Genomic DNA, 25,124 nt, shown 5'->3' with positions numbered 1-25,124 from the left:
TATCCTTCCGTGCGCTCCTGGACGGATACTCTCCGCTTCGCCTTCCAGCCGATCGTCAACCTGACGACCGGAGGGGTCGCGGCGCTGGAGATACTCGCCCGCCCGGAGGCCGGTGACGTCCTCGCGCAGGCCCGCCGCGATCCCGAACTCGACGGCCGGCTGGCCGCGTTGGCGATCCGGGCGGCCGCCCGTCAGGAGACGCTGCTGCCGCTCCACGTCAACGTGTTCGCGGGCACCCTCGCGGATCTGGGAGGGCTCGCCGCGCTGCGGGAGGCCGTGCGCGAGGCAGGGCGCATGCCGTGGGAGGTGACGGTCGATGTCGGCCCGCCCTTCACGCACGTGCCGCACCGGGCGCTCATCGAGGCGGTCACGGCGCTGCGCGGCGAGGGCTTCCGGATCTGCGCGGACGGCATCGGCGACGGCGACGTACCTCTTCGGGTGCTCGCGGATCTCGCGCCCGACCTGGTCAAGCTCGATGCTTCCCTGCTGACGCGTCCTGCGGTCGTACGGGCGATGCGGACCCTGTGCGAGCAGCTCGGCACGCTGCTGTCGATCGAGGGCGTCGAGACGGAAAGGCAGTGCTCGGCGGCGCTGTCGGCGGGTGCGCAACTGGCTCAGGGCGAGCTGTTCGGTCCCCCGGCACGCCGTCCGGCAGCGGACGTATACGTTCCGGCACTCTCCCAGGCCACCGCGGCAACGCCTCCGTACGGGCCTTCGGTGCGGCAGTTCGTACGCCCCGCGGCGCTGTTGCCCGCAAGCGCGTCCGCGGGGCAGGTGCGGGGGCTGCTGACCGGGTCGCCGGAGGTGTCCGGGGTGCTGCTCGTGGACGCGGCCGGGGTTCCCGTGCGGTCGGTACACCGTTCCCGGTTCCTGCTGTCGCTGTCGGGCCGCTACGGGCATGCGCTGTACGCCGACCGGCCGGCCGCCAAACTCGGCGATCCGCCGCGTACGGTCGGCGTGGACGCCACGGCGTGGGAGGTCCTCGATGTGGTGGCGGACGGGGACCGCGACCGTACGTCCGACGACGTGGCGGTCGTCGACCGACTGGGGCGGTGCGTGGGAGTCGTACGACTGGCCGATCTGGTACGGGCGTTGGCCGAGAGCCGCGTCGAGGAGGCGGCCGGGCTGAACCCGCTGACGCGGCTGCCGGGTTCCGACGCGATCACCGCGGAGGTGGACCGGCGGATCGCGCAGGGGCGGATCTTCGCGCTGAGCTGGCTGGATGTCGACGGCTTCAAGCAGGTCAATGACGGTGCGGGGTTCGCGGCGGGCGACGAGCTGATCCGCGGAGTGGGGCGGGCCCTGCAGGCGGCGGCGTCCGAAGCCACGCGCGTAGGGCACATCGGCGGCGACGACTTTCTCGTACTGACGGATCCGGAGGGGCTCGATCCGCTGGCCATGTCGGTGCTCGACACTCCGTGGTCGGCCGGTGGCCTCGCCGTCACGCTATCGCTGGCCACAGTGCTGTGTGCTCCAGGGACCTTGACCGACCACCGCCAGGCGGCCGCGTGTCTGGCGCCGCTGAAGCAGGCAGCGAAGTCGCTGCGGGGCGCGAGCTGGGTGCTGGGCCACGCGGGCCTGCCCGGCCATGAGATCCGGCGCGGCTCGGGGGCGGCGCCCGCACAGGCGGGATGCGGGGCCGGCGGGCCGGGCCTGGGCTGAGCGGCTTTTTGCGCCACCGTGTCCGCCGGGCCCGGCAGTTGACGCGTGCGGCACCGCCGTACAGCGGTTGCGGAACCCGACCGTCCCGGTTCAGGCAGTCTTGCGGGCAAGAACCATTGCCGCCCGCGACCTTGACGGTGGTTGACCACCGGTGAACACTTCCGGATGTCAGTCGGCGTCGCCGCATTCCGGCGCATCACGCACTGCGCCGCGCGGGCCCTCGCCTGCGCCAACGGGTCATCCCCCATGGGCGATTCGGCTGCCACGGCACGCTCGTCACGGACGCCGGGCGGGGCGCGGGACCCTCCCTGCCTTCGGCTGAAGTAGCCATGGGAAACGCACCCTGCACGGTGGACCGGGGCCGATCGCCCCGGGCGAGGGCCTAGGAGCCGCCATGAGCAATGGAGACATCTTCGTCGGTGAGATCATCGGCACAGCGATCCTGATTCTGTTCGGCGCCGGAGTCGTCGCCGCGGTCGTACTGAACGACTCCAAAGCGAAGGACGCGGGCTGGGTCGTCATCGCGTTCGGCTGGGGCTTCGGTGTGATGGCCGGGGCGTACACCGCGGCACCGCTGTCCGGCGGGCACCTCAACCCGGCGGTGACACTCGGCATCGCGATCGACACCGGGAACTGGGACAAAGTCCACCTCTACGTCGCCGGGCAGATGGTCGGCGCGATGCTCGGCGCGGTCCTGTGCTGGCTGGTCTACCTCGCGCAGTTCCAGGCCAACGCCGAGGAGAAGAAGGCGCAACCGACGCTCGGGATCTTCTCCACGGCACCCGCGATCCGCAATCCCGTGGCGAACCTCATCACGGAGATCATCGCCACCATCGCTCTGGTCCTGCCGATCCTGGCCTTCGGCCTGACCAAGGGTCTCGGCGAGTCCGGCACCGCGATTCTGATCGTCTCCTTCCTGGTGGTCGGCATCGGCCTGTCGCTCGGCGGTCCCACCGGATACGCCATCAATCCGGCCCGTGACCTGGGGCCGCGCATCACCCACGCCCTACTCCCGATACCCAACAAGGGCACCTCTGACTGGGGTTACGCGTGGATCCCGGTGGTGGGGCCGCTGATCGGCGGGGCACTTTCGGGGCTCATTTTCAACGTGGCCTTCTGAAGAATCCGACGAAGGGGACGTCATGACAGACAAGTTCGTCGCCGCAATCGACCAGGGCACCACCTCGAGCCGCTGCATCATCTTCAACCAGGACGGCGCGATCGTCGCCGTCGACCAGCGCGAGCACCGTCAGATCTTCCCGAAGCCGGGCTGGGTGGAGCACGACGCCACCGAGATCTGGTCGAAGGTGCAGGCCGTGGTGGCCGGGGCGATCGCGAAGGCCGGGCTCCGCGCCGACCAGCTCAGCGCGCTGGGGATCACCAACCAGCGGGAGACGACGGTCCTTTGGGACCGCGCCACGGGCAAGCCCGTGCACAACGCGATCGTCTGGCAGGACACCCGTACCTCGGCGCTCTGCAACGAGCTGGGCGGCTCGGACGGGCAGGACCGTTTCCGCGAGCAGACCGGCCTGCCGCTGGCCAGTTACTTCTCCGGGCCGAAGGCGGCCTGGCTGCTGGACAACGTGCCGGGGCTGCGAACGCGCGCCGAGCGGGGCGAGATCGCCTTCGGCACGATCGACTCCTGGCTGATCTGGAACCTCACCGGCGGCACGGACGGCGGCCGTCACGTCACCGACGTGACCAACGCCGGGCGCACCATGCTGATGAACCTCGAGACCCTCCAGTGGGACGCATCCATCCTCTCCGCGATGAACGTCCCCGAAGCGATGCTCCCGGAGATCAAGTCCTCCTCCGAGGTGTACGGGACTGCCGTGGGCCAACTCGGCGGGGTGCCGGTCGCCTCGGCGCTCGGGGATCAGCAGGCGGCGGTCTTCGGGCAGGCCTGCTACGACGTGGGCACGGCCAAGAACACCTACGGCACCGGCAGCTTCCTGCTGCTCAACACCGGGAACCGGCCGGTTCCTTCGAAGAGCGGGCTGCTCACCACCATGGGCTACAAAATCGGCTCCGAGGCGCCCGTGTACTGCCTGGAGGGGTCGATCGCGATCACCGGCGCCCTGGTGCAGTGGTTCCGCGACCAGCTCGGCATCATCCGTACGGCGGACGAGATCGAGACGCTGGCGGCGAGCGTCGACGACAACGGCGGGGCGTACATCGTGCCCGCTTTCTCCGGCCTGTTCGCGCCCTACTGGCGCTCCGACGCGCGCGGAGTCGTCACCGGTCTCACGCGGTACGTCACGAAGGGGCACCTCGCGCGCGCGGTGCTCGAAGCGACGAGCTGGCAGACCCGGGAGGTCGTCGACGCCATGTTCCAGGACTCCGGGGTGCACATCACGACCCTGAAGGTGGACGGCGGCATGACCAAGAACAACCTGCTGATGCAGCACCAGGCGGATGTGCTCGGGGTACCGGTGATCCGTCCGAAGGTCTCCGAGACGACCTGCCTGGGCGCCGCTTACGCGGCGGGCCTCGCCACCGGTGTGTGGAACGACCTCGACGAGCTGAAGTCGCACTGGGCGAAGGACGTCGAGTGGACCCCGTCGATGGAGGACGCGGTGCGCGACCGCGAGTACCACAACTGGCGCAAGGCGGTGGAGAAGAGCTTCGGCTGGCACGAGGACGGTCCCAGCTAGCGCTTGTTGTCGCGGTGCACGCGCGCGTGCCTCGTTTTCGCGGTGCACGCGCGCGTGCGTCACGCGTGTCGCGCCTGAAGGCCACGGCCCGTACCCCGGTCGGCGGGGGTACGGGCCGTACGCGTGGCAGGCTGGGCTCGGGGCTTCAGGTGGTGACGGTCTGGCGGCGCTCGGCCGCGTACGCCATCGCGTGCTGGACGACGCCGATGAGGACCTCCTTGACGGACTCCCGGTCGCGCGCGTCGCACAGCACGACGGGCACCTCGGGGTCGAGGTCGAGGGCCTGGCGGACATCTTCTGTGGGATAACGGGCGGCGCCCTCGAAGCAGTTGACGCCCACCACGAAGGGGATGGAGCGCCGCTCGAAGTAGTCGACCGCGGCGAAGCAGTCCTCCAGGCGGCGGGTGTCGGCGAGTACGACGGCCCCCAGGGCGCCGGTGGAGAGCTCGTCCCACAGGAACCAGAAGCGGTCCTGTCCGGGTGTCCCGAAGAGGTACAGGACCAGGTCCTCGCGGAGTGTGATGCGGCCGAAGTCCATGGCGACCGTGGTGGTGTTCTTGCCCTCCACGCCGCTGGTGTCGTCGACGGGGCGGCCGGCTTCGGTGAGTACTTCCTCGGTCCGCAACGGCTTGATCTCGCTGACCGCGCCGACCATCGTCGTCTTGCCCACGCCGAAGCCGCCCGCCACCAGGATCTTGAGCGTGACGGGCTCGACTGGGGCCTTGCCGCGCTCAGAACGCCCGAAGATCATCGATCTTTTCTCCTGCTTCAGTGGTGTCGTACGGGGATGGGGCGGGGGGTGGACCGTATCCGCCGCCTCCAGGTGTTTCGATGACCAGTACGTCGCCGGGGCCGACGTCCGCCGCGTCGCTTCCGCCGAGTTCGGTGACCGTGCCGTCCGCGCGTTCCACGCGGTTGGCGCCCAGTGCTCCGGGCTCGCCGCCCGCCATGCCGTAGGGCGGGACCCTACGGTGCTGGGAGAGCGTGGAGACGGTCATGGGCTCGTGGAACCGGATGCGGCGTACGGCGCCGTCCCCGCCGCGCCATCGTCCGGCTCCACCGCTGCCGCGTCGTACGGCGAACTCGTCGAGCTGGACGGGCAGTCGCCACTCCAGCACCTCGGGGTCCGTGAGCCGCGAGTTGGTCATGTGGGTCTGGACGACGGATGCGCCGTGGAAACCGTCACCGGCGCCGGAGCCGGAGGCCACGGTCTCGTAGTACTGGTGGCGTTCATTGCCGAAGGTGACGTTGTTCATGGTGCCGGAGCCCTCCGCCTGCACTCCGAGGGCTCCGTAGAGGGCTCCTGTGATGGCCTGCGAGGTCTCGACGTTGCCGGCGACCACGGCGGCAGGGGGTTCGGGGGCGAGCATCGAGCCGGAGGGCACGATGATGTCCAGGGGGCGCAGACAGCCGTCGTTGAGCGGGATGTCGTCGGCGACCAGGGTGCGGAAGACGTACAGGACGGCGGCGTTGACCACGGAGAAGGGTGCGTTGAAGTTGGTGTCGAGCTGCGGCGACGTACCGGTGAAGTCGACGGTGGCGGAGCGTTTTTCGCGGTCTACGGAGATGCGCACCCGGATGACGGCGCCGGAGTCGGCCTCGTAGGTGAACTCGCCGTCTTCAAGGGCGTCGATAACCCGGCGTACGGATTCCTCGGCATTGTCCTGGACGTGCTTCATGTACGCCTGGACGACGTCGAGGCCGAAGTTCTCGATCATGCGGGCGACTTCGTCGACGCCCTTCTGGTTGGCGGCGATCTGGGCTCGCAGGTCGGCGAGGTTGGTCTTCGGGTTCCGTGAGGGGTAGGGCGCTTCAGTGAGCAGCCGCAGTGTCTCCGCCTCGCGGAGTCGGCCGCCTTCCACGAGGAGCCAGTTGTCGAAAAGGATGCCCTCCTCCTCGATGGCGCGGCTGTTCGCGGGCATCGAGCCGGGGGCGATACCGCCGATCTCGGCGTGGTGGCCGCGGGACGCGACGTAGAAGAGAATCCGGTCACCGTCCGTGTCGAAGACCGGAGTGACCACCGTGACGTCGGGGAGGTGGGTGCCGCCGTGGTACGGATCGTTGACGGCGTACGCGTCCCCGGGGCGCATCCCTGAGTCCCGGCGGCGGATGACCTCCTTGACGCTGGTGCCCATTGACCCCAAGTGCACAGGAATATGGGGGGCGTTGGCGACCAGATTGCCTTCGGGGTCGAAGAGCGCGCAGGAGAAGTCGAGGCGCTCCTTGATGTTGACCGACTGGGCGGTGGACTCCAGGCGGGCACCCATCTGCTCGGCGATCGACATGAAGAGGTTGTTGAAAACCTCGAGGAGAACAGGGTCGGCTTCCGTGCCGAGATCGGAACTCTCCGTGACCGCCACGCGTTCCATGATCAGATGCCCGTCGTCGGTCATGGCCGCCTGCCAGCCGTCGTCGACGACGGTCGTCGCGCTGGTCTCGGTGATGATCGCGGGGCCGGTGACGGCTTCGCCGGGGGGCAGTTCCTCGCGACGGTGCAGGGGTACGTCGCGCCAGGCGCCGCCCGTGTGGAGGCTGACGGTCTCCGGGGTGCCGGGGTCCGAGTAAGGGGTGGCGAAGGCGGAGAGATCGGGGGGTTCGGTGAGACCGGTGGCTTCCACGGAGAGGGCTTCGACGACGACCGGACGGTCGAGGGTGAAGGAGTAGGTGGCGCGATGGCGGTCTTCGAAGGTGCGGATCATGGTGTCGGGCTCGGTCAGCTCGACGACGAGTGCCGTGTCCGTGCCGTCATAGCGCAGCTGGGCCCGGCGGATGACCCGGATGCGGTCCTCGGGGACGTCCTCGGCGAGGAGTTCGGCGCGGGCAGCGCCCGCCAGGTCGTCCGCGGTCTTCAGAACACCGGGCATCGAGGACGCCTCCAGGGGCGCCTCGACGGACTGTTCGCGCATGGCCGTCGTGTCGGCGAGCCCGATGCCGAGCGCGGAGAGCACGCCGGCCATGGGTGGCACGAGGACGGTGCGGATGCCGAGCGAGTCGGCGACCATGCAGGCGTGCTGCCCACCCGCGCCGCCGAAGGTGGTGAGCGCGTACCGGGTGACGTCATGGCCCTTCTGCACCGAGATCCGCTTGACGGCGTTGGCGATATTGGCGACCGCGATCTGCAGGTACCCCTCGGCGACCTGCTCGGGAGTGCGGTCGTCGTCGGCTGTTTCCCGGATCTCGCGTGCGAGGGCGGCGAACCGGTCGCGGACCAGGGCGTCGTCAAGCGGCTGGTCGCCGTCCGGGCCGAAGACCCTTGGGAAGTGGGCCGGTTGGATGCGGCCGAGGGCCACGTTGGCGTCGGTGACGGTGAGCGGTCCGCCGTTCCGGTAGCAAGCGGGCCCCGGGTCCGCGCCCGCAGAGTCCGGCCCTACGCGGTAGCGGGAGCCGTCGAAGTGGAGCACCGAACCGCCGCCCGCCGCGACGGTGTGGATGTCCAGCATCGGCGCGCGCAGCCGTACGCCGGCGATCTGGGTGGTGAAGACGCGTTCGTACTCGCCGGCGAAGTGCGAGACGTCTGTGGAGGTGCCGCCCATGTCGAAGCCGATGACTCGGTCGAAGCCGGCGAGCTGCGACATCCGCGCCATGCCGACGATGCCGCCCGCGGGCCCGGAGAGGATGGCGTCCTTGCCCCGGAACTGTCCGGCCTCGGCGAGCCCTCCGTTGGACTGCATGAACATCAGCCGCACACCCCGCAGTTCATCGGCGACATGCTGGACGTAGCGGCGCAGCACGGGCGAGAGGTAGGCGTCGACGACGGCCGTGTCGCCGCGCGGGACGAGCTTCATCAGCGGGCTGACCTCGCTGGACAGCGAGATCTGCGGGAAGCCGATACGTGCGGCCAGCTCGCCGATGGCCTGCTCATGGGCGGGATGGAGGTGGCTGTGCATGCAGACGACGGCCAGGGCGTGGATTCCGTCGTCGTACGCCTCCTGGAGCGGCCCGGCGAGGGCGTCCAGATCGGGGGCACGCAGGACGGTTCCGTCGGCCGCGATGCGCTCGTCGACCTCGATGACCCGTTCGTAGAGCAGCTCGGGCAGCTCGATCGCGCGGGCGAAGATCCGCGGACGGTTCTGGTAGGCGATGCGCAGCGCGTCCCGGAAGCCGCGGGTGACGACGAGGAGGGTGCGCTCGCCCTTGCGCTCCAGAAGGGCGTTCGTGGCGACGGTGGTGCCCATGCGGACGGCATCGATGGGGCCGTCGTCCCGGAGGAGTTCCCGTACGCCCGCGACGGCGGCGTCGGCGTACCGCGCCGGGTTGTCGGAGAGGAGCTTGTGCGTGAGCAGGCGACCGTCGGGGCGACGCGCGACGATGTCGGTGAACGTGCCACCTCGGTCGACCCAGAACTGCCAGCCTGTCACTTCTGCTCCCCGCTTCCGCGCTGCTCAGAGCGCCCGGAGCCCGCTGATCACGTCGCGCAGAATACTCTCGTCCGGCAGCTCGGCGGGGGGTACCGGACGCGTCACATGGACCATTTCGTCAGCCACGAGATCTCCTATGAGGACACGTACCACTCCGATGGGGAGGTCGAGTTCGGCAGCGAGTTCGGCGACCGACTGCGGGGTGTCGCGACAGAGCCCGACGATGTCCTCGTGCTCCGGGGACAGCGTCTGGGCCCCCGCCTCGTCGGCATGCGGTTCCGTCACGACGACCGCGATCAGGTCGAGGCGGTGCTGGGCCGCGCTGGTGGTGCGGCCACGTGTCATGGCATACGGACGGACCACCGGTCCGGCCTCGTCGTCGAACCAGTGGGACATCCCCTGACCGTCTCCGCTCATGCCATCCCTCTACCCGCCTGCGGGCAGATCGGTGCGCGGAGCCTGTGCCAGATGTGCGCCGACCCTCTTGACCAGCAACGTCATCTCGTACGCGACCTGCCCGACATCCGAGTCGGCGTCCGAGAGGACGGCGAGACAACTGCCGTCGCCGGCGGCGGTGACGAACAGGAACGCGTCGTCGAGCTCGACAATCGTCTGCCGGACGCTGCCCGCCTCGAAGTGGCGGCCGACGCCCTTGGCGAGGCTGTGGAATCCGGAGGCCACGGCGGCGAGGTGCTCGCTGTCCTCCCTGGTCAGGTCCTTGGAGACGCCGGTGGGCAGACCATCGCTGGAGAGCACGAGTGCCTTGCGGATGCTGGCGACGCGGTCCACGAGGTCGTCGAGGAGCCAGTTGAGTTCGCCGGACACCTTGTTGGTCCTGATGTGGCCGGCGTCCTTCGGTGCGGTCATCGACCGTCCCCCTTAGTCGTTCCTTGTGCTGTGCCGCCCTGGGCCCCGTCGCCCGCGGCGTTCTCCTCACGGCCGCGCTGCCAGCCGCGCTGGAGCGAGGCCATGCGGTTGCGTACCTGGTCGGCGTCGCGCTCGGTGCCTTCCGTGCCGCTCCCGGTGCGGGACGCGTCGCGCTCGGCACGCCGGTCGGGTCCGTCCTTCAACTGCGGGGCCAGATTGGCCTGCCGTACGCGTCGGGGCAGTGGGCCGGTGCCGCCGCCTGAGGGCGGGGCGCCGGTGCGGCTGCCGCCCGTCGCGGTGCCGCGACGCGACTCCCGCTTGGGGAGGGTCGGGGCTTCACCGGGCTCACCGCCTCGGGCCGAGGCTTCGGTGCGTTCGGCTCCGCGGGTGGACGCATCACCAGGCTCAAGGCGGCGGCCTCCGGATTCCAGCCCGCGGCCAGCTGGCCGGGTGCTGCCCGAGGGACCGGTGTCACGGTCCGAGGTTCTGCCGAGTGCGGCGTCGCGGTCCGGTGTCCCGCTGGGCCCGGCCCCACCGCCCGCCGGCGCTGTATCGACGTCTGGCGCTGCCTCGGGCTCGCGTCGGCGGCGGGGAAGCGGATCCGCCGCTTCCCGACGTGACGGCAGCCGATCAGCATTGGTGGTTCGCGTGCGCTTGGGCAGCTCCGCCGGCGCGCCCGGCCGTGCGGACGTCCCCTCGGCCGATTCCGCCCCTTGTGTCTGCTCCTCGGCGTCAGCGCGTTCCAACGGCTCCACGCGCCGCGGCTTCGTCTGGGTGACCGGGCGGCCGTGGGAGCTGACGAGCTTGGGGGCCCGGCGGCGCGGGAGCGGCACGGGTTCGCCGGGATGGTCGCCATCGCCCGGGCGAGCCGACTCCCCAGCGGTCTCGCGTGCCTGCTGGTGCTGCTCCACGGGCACCCCGGCGATGGAGCGACGCGGGCGGAAGATGCCCCCGCGCTCGCTGTCCTCGTCATCGAGACCAGCCGGGAAGTCGCCGATGGCGTCCAGATCGACGGGAGACTCCAGCTCGATGGGCCCGTCCAGAATGGAGGCCGGCAGGCCCGGAAGCTGGACCGGTACCTGGGAGAGCGCGGCCCTGCGGTTGTCGTCGCTCTCCTTCGGCTGGAGCGCCCGGTCGAGCCGGAAGCCCACGCCGTTGGTGTCGGGCACGTCCTCCGTGAGCAACGCGTCGGGGATGAACACCACGGCGGTGGTCCCGCCGTACGGGGACGGCTGCAAGGAGACGCGTACGTTCTGCCGCTGGGCGAGGCGGCTGACTACGAAGAGCCCGAGTCGGTCGGTGTCCGACAGCTCGAACTCCGGAGTCTCCGCGAGCCGCAGGTTGGCGTCGAGGAGCGCTTCCGGGGCCATACCCAGACCGCGGTCGTGGATCTCCAGCGTGAAGCCGTTGGCGACGCGTTCGCCGAGCACCTGGACCGCGGTGTGCGGTGGTGAGAACACCGTGGCGTTCTCCAGGAGTTCGGCCACGAGGTGGGTGAGGTCGGCGACCGCGGGACCGGTGACGGCCATGCGTGGCAGTCGGCGTACCTCGATACGTTCGTAGTCCTCGACCTCGGCGACGGCGGCGCGGACGACGTCCATCAGCTGGATGGGCTTGCGCCACTGCCGGGAGGGGGCCGCGCCGGACAGGATCACCAGGCCCTCGGCGTGGCGGCGCATGCGGGTGGTCAGGTGGTCGAGTCGGAAGAGGTCGGCGAGTTCGTCGGTGTCCTCGGTCCTGCGCTCCATGCTGTCGAGCAGGGTGAGCTGCTTGTGCAGCAGGACCTGGCTGCGGCGGGCGAGGTTCACAAAGACCTCGGAGACGCCGTCGCGCAGTTCGGCCTGCTTGACGGCGGCCTCGACCGCGGCGCGCTGGAGGGTGTTGAGTGCCTGGCCGACCTCGCCGATCTCGTTCTTGTCGTACTCCAGGCGCGGCACCTCGGTCTCCACGTCGACCTGTTCGCCCGCGGACAGCCGGCGCATCACGCTGGGCAGTCGCACCCCGGACGCCTCGTGGGCCTCCAGGCGCAGCCCGCGCAGGTCGCGGATGAGGCCGCGGCCGATGCGTACGGACAGGAAGAGCGAGACCAGGAGAGCGATCAGGCCGAGGACGCCGGCGACGGCCGCCCTGACGATGACGTCGACGGCGATCGGCTGGACACGGTCCTGGTAGCGGTCGCTCGCCTCGTCGTTGAGGGTGCCCAGCTCGTCGAGGACGTTGCCGGCTTCGGTGTCCCAGCTCTTCGCGGTGACGCCACGGGGCTTGCCGGCCTCGGAGGAGATGACGGCTTGTTCGGCCGCCCGCAGTGGGGCGGGCGCGGCGTTCTTCCAGAACAGCTCGTAGCGTTCGCGGTCCTCGGAGGGGAGCTGCGGCAGGTTGGTGTCGTACAACAGCTCGCGCTGTGCCACGAGGTCGGAGATGTTGCGGACCTCCTCGGCGGAGAGCCTGCCGACGACCAGCGCCGAGCCGAGCAGGGCGTCCTCTCGGGAGAGCAGTTCGCGCGCGAGGGCGACGTTGACGAGGGCGCGGGCCTGCTTGTCCATCTCCACGTCGTCGACCACATGAAGGTTGGAGAGCACGTCGAAGCAGGGCTCGACGAGGCTGTTGTAGCGCTCCAGGGCCTGGGAGCGGGTGACTGTGCCCTGTTCGACGCTGCGGCGCAGTGACTCGACGCCCTCCAGGGAATCCAGCATCGCCGTCAGCCGCCCGCCGGTGTCCTCTCCCATCGCGTCCTGCACGTCGGAGTTCTTGGCGTTTCTGCGGATCTCGGCGATGGCGTCGTCGGTGGCCGCCCGGCTGCGGCGGAGTGCAGCGAGCCCGTCGGAGGCGCGGGGGTCGGCGAGATAGACGAGGGTCTGACGGCGTTCCTGCTGTAGGACGCTGACGGTGTCCTCGGTGGGATAGGTGACCTTCTCCACGACGGACGAAGCGTCGAACAGCTCACCTGCCTCGCGCCCGGTGAGGAACGTGGCGAAGCCCCAGATCGCGGTCAGGGACACCAGCGGCACGATGAGCAGCGCCACGATCTTCCGGCGGATGGACTTCCCGCGAAAGCGCATGGCCTCCCCCAGCTCGACCCCCTCCGGACGGGGGTACACATGTGCGTCAACAAACGGCGCGAGCCTACTACCGACACACGGGGAACTCGAAGACCCGTCCGGACGGAGTCCTTCCGTTTCATCGATGCGACAGGAACAAGACATCCGCAGTTGTCCGTTCATTGGGGGAGATTGCCTCCCCGAATCCGGCACAGAACGCCGGACGCCAACCTCTCAAGAGGCTTGGTCAGTTGGCTGGAATTATTCGCCGGTTGGGAATCTTCGGGGTACGTCGATCGTCTTTCTGTATGGGAGTTGGGGACGGAATCGGCTCAGGCGCCGCATGCCGCACCCAGGTGGCATAAAACGGCGCAAGCCGGGCAGCCGTGTGACGTTGATGGCTCGTGACACGAAGCGAGGGGCTGCTGGGCGGTGGGGAGTGACAAGTTGATGGGCACGGCAGAGCGGCGCGAGGCACCCGAGCTGAGCGGCGGAGCGACGGCGGTGGCGGAGCGGGACCCCCAGGCAGAGGCGCCGGATCGGGACATTCCGGCGCAGCGGGAGCAGGAGACGGAAGAGCGGACGTACTACCGGCAGTTGTGGGTCGAGGAGCCTGCACGCAAACCACGGCTTCCCGATCCGGTGCGTACGTCCGCGGTACGAGCCGTCATCATCATCGCCGTCACATTGGTGCAGGCGATGGTGGCCTTCCTGTGCACGCTGGCCGGTTCCTGGCTCGCGTTCCCCATGGTCCTCAGCAGCGTGGCGAGCACGGTGGTCGCCACGTGGGGCGCGCTGGACGTGTGGGTGACCCGGCAGGTGTGGCTCCAGCGGAACGGCGTGGTGTCGACGCCGAGCAGCACGGCGCGTGCCCTGCGACGCGAGCGACGCAAGGCACGGCGCCAGGAGCGGGCGTCCGAGCGCGCCAAGGAGCGGATACGCCGGCGGGGCGGCGCGGGGCAGTTGTCCCACTCCTGATGTGCTCCCGATGAGCTGGTCCGGAACTCCGGGCCACGCCCATCGGTGAGGCGACGGCCGCCTCCACCACGCTTACGCCGCGCGCCAGTTCGCGCCTGGCCCCGTATGAAGGGCCGCGGGCGGTCACGGCCGCGCAACGGCGGTGCACTTCGGTCGGACCAGAAGTCGCGCTGCGCCAGGGCACGGTCTGGGTCAGCGACCACCACCCGTACGTCCCGCAGGCGGAGTTGGGCGGCATCGAGCAGTCCGGGGTGGGGCGGGAACTCGGCCCAGCCGGTCTCGCCGAGTGGCGCGAGACGAAGCGCATCTGGCGGACGACGAATCCCAGCGCACAGGGTTGGTTCGGGTAGCCACGCGTAAGATCCGGAGCTCGTACGTCCGTATGATTCTAGCCACGTACATCACCAACAAGTCCCAGAGCCAGAGGACAACGATCAGGTACGACACCGACCGCGTACGGCCACATCCCCCCACGAGCCGCGCTCCCCTCCCCTCCGGGACAGCTCCCCCACTCCCCAGGAGTCCGCGCATGACAGCCACCGCTCAGCCACCCGAGCAGCGCAACCACGACGATTCCGAGCTTGCCGAGTTCGGGTACAAACCCGAACTCAAGCGCACGCTCGGGAACTTCCACACCTTCGCCGCGGGTATCAGTTACATATCGATCCTCACCGGCACCTTCCAGCTCTTCTACTTCGGTTTCGCGAGCGGCGGTCCCGCCTACTGGTGGTCCTGGCCGATGGTGTTCGTGGGCCAGTTCATGGTCGCCTTGTGCTTCGCCGAGCTGGCCGCCCGTTATCCCGTGGCCGGTTCCGTCTACAACTGGTCGAAGAAGGTGGGTAATCCGCACATCGGCTGGCTCGCCGGCTGGATGATGCTGCTCGCCTCGATCGTGTCGATCGCGGCCGTGGCGCTCGCCTATCAGTTGACGCTTCCTCAGATCTCCTCGTTCTTCCAGTTCGTGGGCGACGGCACGGGCACGTACGACGTGGCGACGAACGCGGTGATCCTTGCCTCTGTGCTCATCTTGTTCACGACGCTGGTCAACGCCTTCGGCGTGAAGCTGATGGCCACCATCAACACGGCGGGCGTGTTCATCGAGCTCCTCGCCACCGTCGTCCTGATCGTGCTGCTGGCCGTCAACATCACGCGCGGTCCGCAGGTGGTGACCGAGACACAGGGCACCGGATCGGGCCAGTCGTTCGGCTACCTCGGCGCGTTCCTCGTGGCCTCGCTGGCGTCCGCGTACGTGATGTACGGCTTCGACACGGCCGCGTCGCTCGGCGAGGAGTCCCTCGACCCCTCGCGTAACGCGCCGCGTGCGATCATCCGCGCCATCGTCGCCTCGTTCGTCCTCGGCGGACTCATCCTGCTGTTCGCGCTGATGAGCGTTTCCAGCCTGCGGGGCGAGAAGTTGTCCACGGACGGCCTGCAGTACGTCGTCCTCGATGTGCTCGGCTCGACGGCCGGCAAGGCGATGCTGTGGTGCGTGCTGATCGCGGTCACCGTCTGCGCCCTGGCCGTGCACACGGCGGCGATCCGGCTGGCCTTCGCGATGGCCCGCGACAACAACCTGCCCGCCGCGTCTTTGCTGGCCAAGGTCCATCCGCGGTTCCAGACACCGGTGCTCCCGGCCGTCATCATCGGGATCCTCGCGCTGGCGATCCTGGTGGTCAACATCCGGCAGCCGCAGATCTTCACGGTGGTCACCAGCATCGGCATCATCATGATCTACCTCGCGTATCTGATGGTCACCGGGCCGATGCTGGTGGCCAGGCTGCGCGGCAAGTGGCAGCCCGCGGGCGACGGCAAGTTCTCGCTCGGCCGCTGGGGGCTGCTCGTCAACATCCTCGCCGTGGTGTGGGGCGCGGCCATGACGGTCAACCTGATCTGGCCCCGCCCGGAGGTCTACAACGCGACCGCCCCGTACCACTGGTATCTGCGCTGGGGCGCCGTCCTGTTCGTCGGCATCGTCGCCGCGGGCGGCTTCGCCTACTACTGGTTCGTGCAGCGGCACCGCACCGGGGTGCTCGCCGAGCACCAGTTGCAGCAGACAGCGCCCGGGCAGCCCGCCGCATCGTCGGCGTCCGAGTAGGCGGGGCCGACCGCGCCCCTACGGGGTGCTTGTCGGTGCCGGGCGCTTGAACATCCGCGTTGCCGTGATCTCGCTGTGTACCGATTCCCCCTCTCCGGCCGGTGGCTGCTGCGGCAGCCCCGGCCGGAGGTGTTCCTCGACGCTGATGTACTTGAGGCCGGCGCGGAGGTCTGCGTCATTCCGCAGCCGGATCACCAGGGGGAACTCCGCCAGCGCGGTCGTGTCGAACAGACCGGTGGTGTAGAGGAGTTGGACGCCCAGCGCGTCCGAGACGGCCCGCTGCAGTTCCAGCAGGTACGTCGCGTTGGCGCGGCCGATGGGGTTGTCGAGGAACAGCGTGCCGGCGTGGCGGTGCTTGTCGCGGCCCCGGTCGTTCGAGCGGAGGGCAGCCATCGTGCAGTACAGGGCGATGGCGGCGGTGAGCAGCTGGCCGCCGGAGAACACGTCGCCCATCTGCCCGACGGGGACGCGCTCGGCACGCAGTACGGCGTCCGGCTTGAGGATCTCGACGGCGACGCCCTTCGGCTGGAGTGCCGCGCCGACGCCGCGCAGGAGCAGTGACATGCCGTCGCGGCGGAGGTCGGAGTTCTTCTTGACGGCCGCGCGGGTCGCCTCGTCGATGACTTCGCCGAGCCGTTCGGTGAGCGTGGCCTGGTCGGGTTCCTCGAAGCGGATGCGCAGGAACTCCTGCCCGGACCACTCGCCGAGCCCTTCGGGGAGACGGGACAGCCGCTGGGCGGACCGGAGGGTGGCCAGCGCCGACTCCACGAGCCCTCGCAGCCGGTCCACGATCGAGTCCCGGTTGCGCTCCAGCTGCGCCAACTCATCGGTGAGGACCCGGAGTCGGGGCGCGAAAGCGTCCGCCCACTTCTGGGCGTGCTCGGGCAGCGCGACGGCGGGCAGTTCACGGATCTGCTGCCGGGCCGGGGTGCGGACCTGCTCGTAGCGTGTCGAGTTGGCGTGCCGTACGAGGACATCGCTCGCTTCGCGTACGGCTGCCTCGGCGGCGGATAGGTCTGCGGCGCAGCCCCGCAGGGAACGGCGGGTCTCGGCGGCGGACTGCCGGGCCTCGTCGAGAGTGCCCGGGTACGGTTCGGGCTCCTCCTGCTCCTCTTCCGTCGGGTGCTCGCGCAGGAGGTCCCGTAGGAGGGCGGCTGTCTCGTCGAAGCCGCCGGCGGCGTCCTCCGCGGCTCGGTGGGCGCCGAGGAGTTCGGAGTGGGCTTCGCGTGCCTGGCTCAACGCCTCGGTTCGCGAGGCGAGTTCGGTCGTGGCGGTACGCAGCAGGCTCTGTGCGTGCTCGGCGTCGCGTGGGACCAGTTCCTCGGGCAGCTCGGTGTGAGCCTCGCCGTCCTCGGGAGCGTGCCGCTCGGCCTCACCGCGGAGCCGGCCGAGCTGCTCGCTCGCGGTCGACATACGGGTCTCCAGCAGCTGGACGAGCTCCTCAGCGCGGGAGACGGCGGCCTGCCGGGACGGCCCGTCGGAACCGTCCGGAGACTCCAGGAGCTGGGCCGCGCGTGTACGCACCTTGTTGCTGAGCCGGTCCAGCTCGGCGAGCGCGGCGCTCTCGTCGCTCTCGGCCCGGGCCTGCTCGGCACGCAGATCGGCACCGACGCCGACCTTCTCGTAGAGCTGCGACGCGGCGCGATAGGCCTCGCGGAGGGCGGGGAGCGAGGGCTTGGGCTGGGCGAGGCCGGGGGCCTTGTCGCCCGACCTGTCTCCCGTTGTGCCTGCCTTGGGAGAGCCCTCGGCCTCCGCCGCGCTGTCTTCCGCCGCGCCGTCTTGCATCACGTCGTCGGGGACGCCCGCGATCTCCGCGCGCTCGGCGCGCAGGGTGCGGGCCGTGCGGCGGGCGTCGTCGGCGGCGCGCTGGGCGGCGCGCCGGTCCTCGTCGGCGGCGCGGGCCCGCTCCAGGCAGGACTGGGCGCGGGCCTCCGACTCGGCTGCCTCGTCGGCGAGTTCGCGCAGTCTGGCCTGCCAGCCTGCCCGTTCACGCAACCGGAAGGCGAGTCCGGCGAGGGCGTCGGCGGCACGCCGGGCCCGCTGCGCGGCGTCCTGGCGCTCGTCCCGCACCCGGGCCGCGTCCGATGCGGCCTCGTCGGCCTCGGCCCGCACAGTGCGCGCCTCGGCGAGTTCGGCCTCGGCCTCTTCGGCGAACGCGCGCGCATCGCCGGCCGCTGCGGCGAGTTCGGCGAGCCGGCCCGCCGGGCACCCGGTGCGCCAGGAGGCGAGGCGCGCCGCCAGCTCGCGGTCTTTGGCGAGCCGGGCCGCCAACTCCCGGATCTCCTCGTCCCGTTCGGTCGCGCGCGTGCGCAGCGCCTGCCGCTCCTCGTCGGCGGCGTGCTCGTCGTGCATGGCCGGGTTCGGCGGTACGAGGAATACGTCGCTGCGGCCACCGTCGCCCGTGTCGTGGGCCGGCGTCGGGGCGAGCAGCGCGGCGGCCGTGCCGACGGCCACGGCGGACCGGGGCAGCAGCGCGGCATCGGCGAGGGCTTCGCGGGCGCGGGCGTGGGTTTCCGGATCCGTGATGATGACGCCGTCGACCAGCTCGGGCCGGGCGATCAGCACGCGCGCGTGGTCGACGGGATCGACGGCCTGGGCGAGATAGCGCCAGCCGGGGAGCGCGGGGATGCCACGCTCCCCCAGGTACTCCACGGTGGCCAGGACGTCCGGTCCCGGTGGCAACAGCCCGCCGTCACCGAGGGCGCCGAGAATCCGCGCATCGTCTGCCGCCGCGGTGCGCAGTTCGAAGAGCTGCCGCTCGGCGGAGGCGACCCCGTTGTCGAGCAGCTCCCGCAGTTCGTCGGCGTAACGGTCCAACTCCTCGGCGGTGAGGGGCCCTTCGGCCATCGGTCGGGCGGCGGTACTCCGGCCCTGGGCGGCCGCCGCATCCCGGCCGGCGCCGGGCACACCCGCGCCATCGGCCGAGCCCCGCGCGGAAGCCACACCCGGCGCGGGCTCTCCGGAGCCGTCCGCCCCCGCTCGGGGCATCGGCACCGTGGCGCGGCCCGGACCGGAGGCACTCGCTCCTGGCAGGCTCAGCAGCTCCGCCAGCCGTTCCTCGCTCGCCAGGGATTCGGCGGTTCGCAGCTCCGCGTCGTACGCGTGCTCGGCGGCCGTCGCGGCATCCGCCGCGCGGGCCGCAGTGAGTTCGGCGCGGGACTCAGTCGCCGCGGCCTCGCGGGCATGCTCGGAGGCGCGGCGGGATGCCTCGCGTGCGGTGTCCCAGGTGGCGGCGGCGGACTTCTCGGCGTCGCTGGCCTCCAGGGCCGCGCGCGCGGGGTCGGCGTCGGGGGCGGTGTCGTCGAGCCATCCAGCCCGTACCGCCTCGGCGGTCTCCTGCTCGACCTCGCCGAGCCGCTCCCGCAGGTGACCGGCCTCGCTGCGGGCGCGCTGCGCCTCGGTGGCGGCGGCCGTCGCGTCGCGGTGGGCGGCCTCGCCGGTCTCCTGGAGCGCGGCGGAGCGCTCCTCCTGCTCGACCGCGACCGCCTCGGCCCCTTCGGCCGCGGTGTGCAGCGCGCGGACCAGGTCGACGGCGGCCTTGGCGCGCGCGGCGAGTGCCGGCGCGGCATCCCGCTCGGCCTCGCGGATCGCGGCCGCCACGCGCGCTGAGCGGTCCGCGGCGGCCCGGTGGCGCAGCACCGCCTCGGCGGCCTGCCAGGCGGAGTGCAGCGTGCGCGCGTCGGCGAGCTCGCGTTTCTGAGCCGCCGCGGCCTTCTCGGCGCCCGCGAGCGCCAAGGAGGCGTGCCGGTAGGCGAGTTCGGCCGCGATCAGCGCGCTCTTGGAGCGGGCGCCCTCGGCCTCGGTCACCGTATGAGCGGCGGCAGTAACCCGCTGGGCGAGATCGGCGGCCCGGACCCGCTCCTGCACGGCGCGCGCGGTCAGCCGCCGGGCCAGCGTGCGCGTACGCCGCTCGGCGGCCGCGTGGATGTCCCGCGCGCGCGAACGTGTCCCGGACGCCTCCACGATGCGCCCGAGCAAGTCCACGGACCCCGCCGTGAACTCCCGCTCGGCGATCAACTCGGCCCGCCGGCCCAGCTTGTTGCCGAGCCCGCTGACCAGGTCCGCGAGCCCGTCGGTGTCCCGGGTGTCGGTGACCGCGCGCAGCAGCAGGTCGGTGAAGTCGGAGTCCTTCTTGACCGCGAAAAGCCCGGCCGCCTCACCTTCGTCGGAGTTCATCTCCCGCTGGTAGCGGAAGAGTTCGGGATCCAGGCCTAGATCTCCGAGGTGCTCGTTCCAGCGGTCGTGGATCTCCTCCCAGTGCACCTCCAGATGCGGGTACGCCTTCCCCGCCTCCGTGATCGCGTCCCGGAAACCCTTCATGGTGCGGCGCCGCCCCTGCGCCCCGGACACACCTTCCACGTGCGGCCGCACGGCGGTGGCCTCGGCGACCGGCAGATTGTCCAGGCTCAGTCCGGGCCCGGGCCGGAACGAGTACCACGCCTCCGCGAACTTCCGCGGATCGTTGGACACCTGACGCCCGCGCCACTCGCTCACCTTGCCGACCACAACGCACTCACCGGTCAGCGTGTGCTGCCACTCCAGCGCCACATGCCCGCAGTCGTCGGCGAGCAGGAACTTCCGCAGCACGCCCGAACTGGCCCCGCCCAGAGTGTTCCGGTGCCCCGGCAGCATCACCGAGAAGATCAGCTTGAGCAGTACGGACTTGCCGCCGCCGTTCTCCAGGAAGAGCACGCCCGCGGGCGCGGGACGGCGCGGCGGCCCGGTCGGCTCCTCCTCGAAGAACTCCGCCTGGGTGGGGGCGGGGTCGGGCACGGGCTCGCCGACACCCCGCAGGTCCAGCACGGTGTCGGCGTAGCGCGCACCGGCCGGCCCGATGGAGTAGAGGCGGACCCGGGACAGCTCGTACATGGCGGACTCTCGTAATCGGACGTCGTCGGAAGGGGGTTGGGCTCGGTCGGGGTCGGGCGTGGTCGAAGTCGGAGATGGTCGAGTTCAGGAGACGTCAGGGTCAGGGGTCGTCGAGGTCAGGGGTCGTCGAGGTCAGGAGGCGGCGTCAAGGATTGGAGTGGAACGGCAGCCCCGCGTCGGCCGCCAGCTCCAGGTCGTCGGTGTCCTCGGCGGGCAGCAGGGTCGCGGTGCCGTCGGTGACCGGCACGATGCCCAGCTCGAGCAGCGCCGCCATGGCGGCGCTGCCCGCCATGTCGCGCACCTGGAGCTGGTAGCGGGCGGTCGTACGGTATGTCCCTCCGCCGTCGTCCCCGGTGCGCTGCAGAAACCCGGAGTCGGTGAGGAACGCCACGGCCTTGCCCACTATGCCGGTGGTCGAACCGGCGAGGCGTCGCGCGTCCTTGGTCGCCCCGGTCGCGCTGCGTCTGGCCCAGATCCGCCAGGCCGCCTCGAGGCCGGGCGCGTCGGTGGCCGGGTCTGTGTTCTCCCCCTGTTCCTCGGCCCGCTCCTCCAGGCGCCGGCAGGCCTGCCGTACGAACGCGTCCACTCCGTTGACCGAAACCCGCCCGATGTAGCCGTCGTCGGCGAGGTCCTCGGGCCGTGGAAACGCCATCGCGGCGACAGCGAGATGGGCGAGCCCGTGCAGGAACCTGTCCCCGGCGTCCGCGGACGCCCGCCGCGCGTAGTCCCCCATGCGCACGGCGAACACCGAGTCCTCGGCCGCGGTCACCGCCATCCCCGCGCGTGGGGACACCTCCAGCACGACCAGCCCGAGCCCCGCGGCAACGGCGTCGGCGAGCCGGGCGAACGCCGGGTCCTCGCGATAGCGCCGCAGCAGTTCGGCGTACTCCTGGTCGCGGGCGGGCTGCAGCTTGGGCTGCAGCCCGAAGGCGACGAGCCGGGCCGCGTCGGCGGCGTCGGCAGGAGTGACGGCGGCGGACGCCGGGGCGGCGACGGCCTCCGGCTCACTCCACTCGACGTGCTCGGTCACGGCTTCGGCTCCTCGGGGATCTGATGAGCGGGGGTGGGGACGAGCGCCCCTCTAGGGGCGCGGGGCTGTGACATATGCGGCTCCTCCCCCACTCTCGACTTCGCTCGAGCGGGGGGACCCCCATGAGCGGGGAGACCTCCATCGTGGGCGCGACAAGCCACCGACGGCCCGCAGTCAAGCAACAATCCGCGCTTCACCGGCCCTCCAAATGGAGCGTCGCCGTCCCCACGATCAAATCGGCCCCACCAAACTCCGAGTCGTCCAGCTCCGTCCCGTCATCGACCGAGAACAACAACTTCTCCTCCCCTTGCCGATAGGCGGTCCCCACCGGCGGACTGGCCGCGTGCACGGCCAACAGCGCTACGAGGTAGGGCAGTTCGGGATCCTGGCGCCGGGCTTCATCCAGCAGCCCGGACAACCGCCGCGGCGCATCGGTCGGCAAGTCCAGCAACTCCATGGCGGCAGCCAGCTGCTCCTCGCTGAACCGGCTGTCGTCCGGCGTGGCGATCAGATCCGGCTCCGGCATCTCCGCCCCGAGATGCTCCCGCTCCATGGGGGGCGTCAGCAGTATGTCGACCAAGTCCCCGACCCGTACGGACACCGGAGTGCGCAGTCCCGTCCCGCGTGCGAAGAACGCGTCCGTCACGCGCAGGGCCTGCTCCACGGGCAGGGGCAGCACCGGCGCCACAAGGTGCCCGTACAGGTCGATCCCCGACGTCGCCATGGGCGCGGCGAAGGCCTGTCGGTCCTGCTCGGCGCGGAACAGCGGGCCGGCCTCCAGGAGGCGGGACTGCAGCTGCGTATGGCGGCGGATGCAGTCCTTGACGATGTCGACGAGCTCGGCGGCGCGGCGCTTGTGGTCGGGGTCCTCGGACTCGTCGCGGGCCTTGCGGATATTGGTGAGGATCGCGTTCTCGTGGCGGTAGCGGTCGGCCACGTGGTCGAGGGCCTCGGCGATCATGTCGGGCACGGCCTGCAGCCAGTCCACCGCGCGGACGTTGCGCCGCGTCGCGTCCAGGGCCTTGCGGAGCGTCTCGGAGTACTGCACGGTCCGGTAGCGGGCCTGTTCGGCGGCCAGTTGTGCGTCGGCGAGCCTGCCGCGGCTGATCAGCACCTCCAGCTTGACCTCGGCGGCGATCTGGGCGCTGGTGACGTCCGTGTCGAGGGCGCCCACGAGGACGTTGACCGCCTCGTCCGTCGTACGGAGATACACGCTCCCTCCGTGGCCCGGCACCTCCTCGATCAGCTTGAAGTCGTAGTCGCGGCGCACATAGGAGCCGTCGGGCGTGAACGTGCCGTATACGGCCCGGAATCCGCGGTCGACGCTGCCGACGTTGATCAGGTTCTCCAGGACCCAGTGGGCTACCCGCTCGTGCTCGGCGACGGGGCGGCGCGGGGCCTGCGCGGCGATGCGCGGGATGAGCCTGGCCACGATCTGGTCGTGGTCGGCGCCCGTGTCGAAGTCCATGTTCAGCGTGACGAGGTCGATGGCGGCGAGGGCGACCTCCGCCATGCCGTACACGGAGTACTCCCCCGCGAGGTTCGCCTTGCGCACATCGAGGTCGTGCAGGGGGGCGGTGCAGGCGAGCGCGCGCAGGCGCCGCGCCAGCCCCTCGTCGGCGGCCGGGCCCGGTGCGGGGCGCGGCCCCGCGCTGAGCTGGGGCGGAACACGGTCCGTCGAGGCAGGCGAAGTCACGATGCAAAGACTAGATCCTGGGTCTGACAACGCCCCAAACGCCCAAGAAGGCCGCCTGCGTCACCCGAGTTTCCCGCCCGAGAAGGGCGCCCGCGTCACCCGAGTTCCTTCTCCGCCACCCGTTGCCCGTAGACCTCCACGACCCGCCTGCGCGAATCGGCCAGGTAAGCCGCGAGCAGTTGCTCGGCCTCATCCCTGTCGCCGTCCTGAAGGGCCCTGAGGATCTGGCCGTTGCGGGCGAGGTACGGCTCGTGCAGCCGTCGTGGGTCGTCCACCAGGTGGAAGGCGAGCCGGAGTTCGGCCAAGACCCCGCTCATCAGCTCGTCGGTGCGGGCGCTTCCGGCCAGCGCCACCAACTCCCGATGGAAGCGGATGTTGGCCGTACCCAGGGCCTTCCAGTCCTTCTCACTCATCGCCTCCTGCCCGTCCGCGACAGCCCGCGCGAGACCGTCCACGGCGAACGGCGGCTTGCCGAGACCTCGGACCACGGCGCATTCGACGAGGCCCCGGGTGCGGTAGATGTCCTCGACGTCCTCGACGGTCGGGACCCGTACGAAGACACCGCGGTTGAGCTCGTGCATCAGCAGGCGTTCGTGCTTGAGCAGGCGGAACGCCTCGCGCAGGGTGTTGCGCGAAACGCCGAGGGCGCCGCCGATGCTTTCCTCCGACAGCCGGGTGCCGGGCGGGAAGAAGCCCTCGGCGATCCGGTTCCTGAGGATGTCCGATACCCGCTCCGCGGTGCTGGTGCGTCCCAACAGTGCGCGATCGTCCGCCAGTCCGTTCAGTTCGGCCATCCCCGGATTCAACCGCAGACACAAGAACGAAACAACACAGGTATTGAGGGATTGTTCAACGATCCTTTACCTTGCTGGAATAGGCGCCGCCCGCTCGCCCCGGCACCGACGGCTTTCGCACGCCGGTTCAGCACCCCAGCGCTTCCGCACGGCACGGCTCATCAGCACTGAAGCACGAAGGAGATCCTGTGAACCGCACTCAACTCCGGCACCAGGATGCGCTCGACGAGCACGCGCACGCGTGGAGCCCCCGCAAGGCGCGCGCCCTCTTCCGTACGGGCCTGTCGGGCCCCACCGCGGGCTGCGCGGCGGGCCACACCCAGGCCAACCTGATCTCAGTGCCCGCCGACTGGGCGTACGAGATGCTGCTGTTCTGCCAGCGCAACCCGAAACCCTGCCCTGTCCTCGACGTCACCGACACCGGCTCCTGGACCACCGTCCTCGCTCCGGGCGCCGATCTGCGCACCGATCTGCCGCGCTATCGGGTGTGGGAGCACGGCGAGTTGGTGGAGGAGCCCACGGACGTGCTGGACCACTGGCGCGACGACCTCGTGTCGTTCCTCATCGGGTGCAGCTTCACCTTCGAGTGGGCGCTGACCGAGGCCGGCGTGCCGCTGCGCCACATCGAGCAGGGGCGCAACGTCTCCATGTACGTGACGAGCCGTCCGTGCCGTGCCGCGGGGCGGCTGCACGGCCCCATGGTGGTGTCGATGCGCCCGGTGCCGCCCGCGCACCTGGCCGCTGCGATCCGGGAGAGCAGTCTGCTGCCCGCGGTGCACGGCAGCCCGGTCCACTGCGGCGAGCCGGGCGGGCTCGGCATCGAGGACCTGGCGCGCCCCGACTTCGGCGATCCCGTGGACGCCGGCCCCGACGACATCCCGGTGTTCTGGGCCTGCGGGGTGACGCCACAGGCCGCGGTGATGGCCTCACGCCCGCCGTTCGCGATCACCCACGCACCGGGCCAGATGTTCATCACCGACGCCCGCGACGAGCAGTACCGCGTGGCCTGACGCGAGGAATCGAAGTCCGGCGCCGCACCGCGCACTCACAGGGGCACGGGACTGTGAAATTCAGGAGCGTGGG

General features: G+C 70.7%; 15 protein-coding genes and 1 pseudogene. 7 read left to right on the top strand and 9 right to left on the bottom strand.

What is annotated here, in order from left to right:
• Positions 1-9 precede the first annotated feature (9 nt).
• The 3 genes from OHT21_RS39195 (at position 10) to glpK (ending at position 4,316) form a co-directional block, all read left to right on the top strand.
• A complete protein-coding gene (locus tag OHT21_RS39195) occupies positions 10-1,662 on the top strand; it encodes a GGDEF domain-containing protein (protein ID WP_328772998.1) in 1,653 nt (550 codons plus the stop codon).
• A 394-nt stretch (positions 1,663-2,056) separates the two neighbouring features.
• Complete coding sequence (locus OHT21_RS39190; protein WP_328772997.1) at positions 2,057-2,782, top strand: MIP/aquaporin family protein; 726 nt, start codon at positions 2,057-2,059, stop codon at positions 2,780-2,782.
• A gap of 22 nt (positions 2,783-2,804) precedes the next feature.
• Positions 2,805-4,316: a glycerol kinase GlpK gene (gene glpK / locus OHT21_RS39185; protein WP_328772996.1), complete on the top strand. Its 1,512-nt coding sequence runs from the start codon at positions 2,805-2,807 to the stop codon at positions 4,314-4,316.
• A gap of 145 nt (positions 4,317-4,461) precedes the next feature.
• Here glpK and OHT21_RS39180 read toward each other — a convergent pair whose 3' ends face one another.
• The 5 genes from OHT21_RS39180 to OHT21_RS39160 are packed head-to-tail and all read right to left on the bottom strand — an operon-like array spanning position 4,462 to position 12,600.
• Entirely contained in the window at positions 4,462-5,067 is a 606-nt protein-coding gene (locus OHT21_RS39180; protein ID WP_328772995.1) for a GTP-binding protein, read from the bottom strand.
• Complete coding sequence (locus tag OHT21_RS39175) at positions 5,048-8,674, bottom strand: hydantoinase B/oxoprolinase family protein (protein ID WP_328772994.1); 3,627 nt, start codon at positions 8,672-8,674, stop codon at positions 5,048-5,050. The genes OHT21_RS39180 and OHT21_RS39175 overlap by 20 nt, the downstream gene beginning before the upstream one ends.
• Before the next feature lie 24 nt (positions 8,675-8,698).
• Positions 8,699-9,091 (bottom strand): DUF742 domain-containing protein, encoded by a 393-nt coding sequence (locus OHT21_RS39170; protein WP_328772993.1) that lies wholly within the window; start codon positions 9,089-9,091, stop codon positions 8,699-8,701.
• A 9-nt stretch (positions 9,092-9,100) separates the two neighbouring features.
• Positions 9,101-9,541: a roadblock/LC7 domain-containing protein gene (locus OHT21_RS39165; RefSeq protein WP_165341412.1), complete on the bottom strand. Its 441-nt coding sequence runs from the start codon at positions 9,539-9,541 to the stop codon at positions 9,101-9,103.
• Positions 9,538-12,600: a sensor histidine kinase gene (locus OHT21_RS39160; protein ID WP_328772992.1), complete on the bottom strand. Its 3,063-nt coding sequence runs from the start codon at positions 12,598-12,600 to the stop codon at positions 9,538-9,540. The genes OHT21_RS39165 and OHT21_RS39160 overlap by 4 nt, the downstream gene beginning before the upstream one ends.
• Positions 12,601-13,029: 429 nt before the next feature.
• Between OHT21_RS39160 and OHT21_RS39155 the strand changes: the two genes are divergently transcribed.
• The 3 genes and pseudogenes from OHT21_RS39155 to OHT21_RS39145 all read left to right on the top strand — a co-directional run bounded on the left by OHT21_RS39155 (position 13,030) and on the right by OHT21_RS39145 (position 15,652).
• The gene (locus tag OHT21_RS39155) at positions 13,030-13,557 is read left to right on the top strand and encodes a hypothetical protein (RefSeq protein ID WP_328772991.1); all 528 of its coding nucleotides are present in this window, start codon (positions 13,030-13,032) and stop codon (positions 13,555-13,557) included.
• Positions 13,558-13,664: 107 nt separating this feature from the next.
• Positions 13,665-13,907 (top strand): annotated as a pseudogene (locus tag OHT21_RS39150) (aldehyde dehydrogenase family protein); the annotation flags it as partial.
• Between the two features lie 179 nt (positions 13,908-14,086).
• Positions 14,087-15,652: an APC family permease gene (locus OHT21_RS39145; protein WP_328772990.1), complete on the top strand. Its 1,566-nt coding sequence runs from the start codon at positions 14,087-14,089 to the stop codon at positions 15,650-15,652.
• Between the two features lie 18 nt (positions 15,653-15,670).
• Here OHT21_RS39145 and OHT21_RS39140 read toward each other — a convergent pair whose 3' ends face one another.
• The 4 genes from OHT21_RS39140 to OHT21_RS39125 form a co-directional block, all read right to left on the bottom strand.
• The gene (locus OHT21_RS39140) at positions 15,671-20,521 is read right to left on the bottom strand and encodes a hypothetical protein (RefSeq protein ID WP_328772989.1); all 4,851 of its coding nucleotides are present in this window, start codon (positions 20,519-20,521) and stop codon (positions 15,671-15,673) included.
• Positions 20,522-20,666: 145 nt separating this feature from the next.
• Positions 20,667-21,551, bottom strand: a complete 885-nt coding sequence (locus OHT21_RS39135; RefSeq protein ID WP_328772988.1) for a hypothetical protein — start codon at positions 21,549-21,551, stop codon at positions 20,667-20,669.
• Positions 21,552-21,744: 193 nt separating this feature from the next.
• Positions 21,745-23,247, bottom strand: coding sequence for a hypothetical protein (locus OHT21_RS39130; RefSeq protein WP_328772987.1), 1,503 nt, complete (start codon positions 23,245-23,247; stop codon positions 21,745-21,747).
• A gap of 95 nt (positions 23,248-23,342) precedes the next feature.
• Positions 23,343-24,041 carry a GntR family transcriptional regulator gene (locus OHT21_RS39125; RefSeq protein WP_328772986.1) on the bottom strand — a complete coding sequence of 233 codons (699 nt, stop codon included), beginning with the start codon at positions 24,039-24,041 and terminating at the stop codon, positions 23,343-23,345.
• A gap of 188 nt (positions 24,042-24,229) precedes the next feature.
• Here OHT21_RS39125 and OHT21_RS39120 point away from each other — a divergent pair, with 188 nt between their 5' ends.
• Positions 24,230-25,051 (top strand): putative hydro-lyase, encoded by an 822-nt coding sequence (locus OHT21_RS39120; protein ID WP_328772985.1) that lies wholly within the window; start codon positions 24,230-24,232, stop codon positions 25,049-25,051.
• Positions 25,052-25,124: the final 73 nt, after the last annotated feature.

The sequence above is a fragment of the Streptomyces sp. NBC_00286 genome (assembly GCF_036173125.1).
GTDB lineage: Bacteria > Actinomycetota > Actinomycetes > Streptomycetales > Streptomycetaceae > Streptomyces.
Note: the sequence above shows the minus strand (reverse complement) of the source record. Positions and strands in the feature narration are given on the sequence as shown.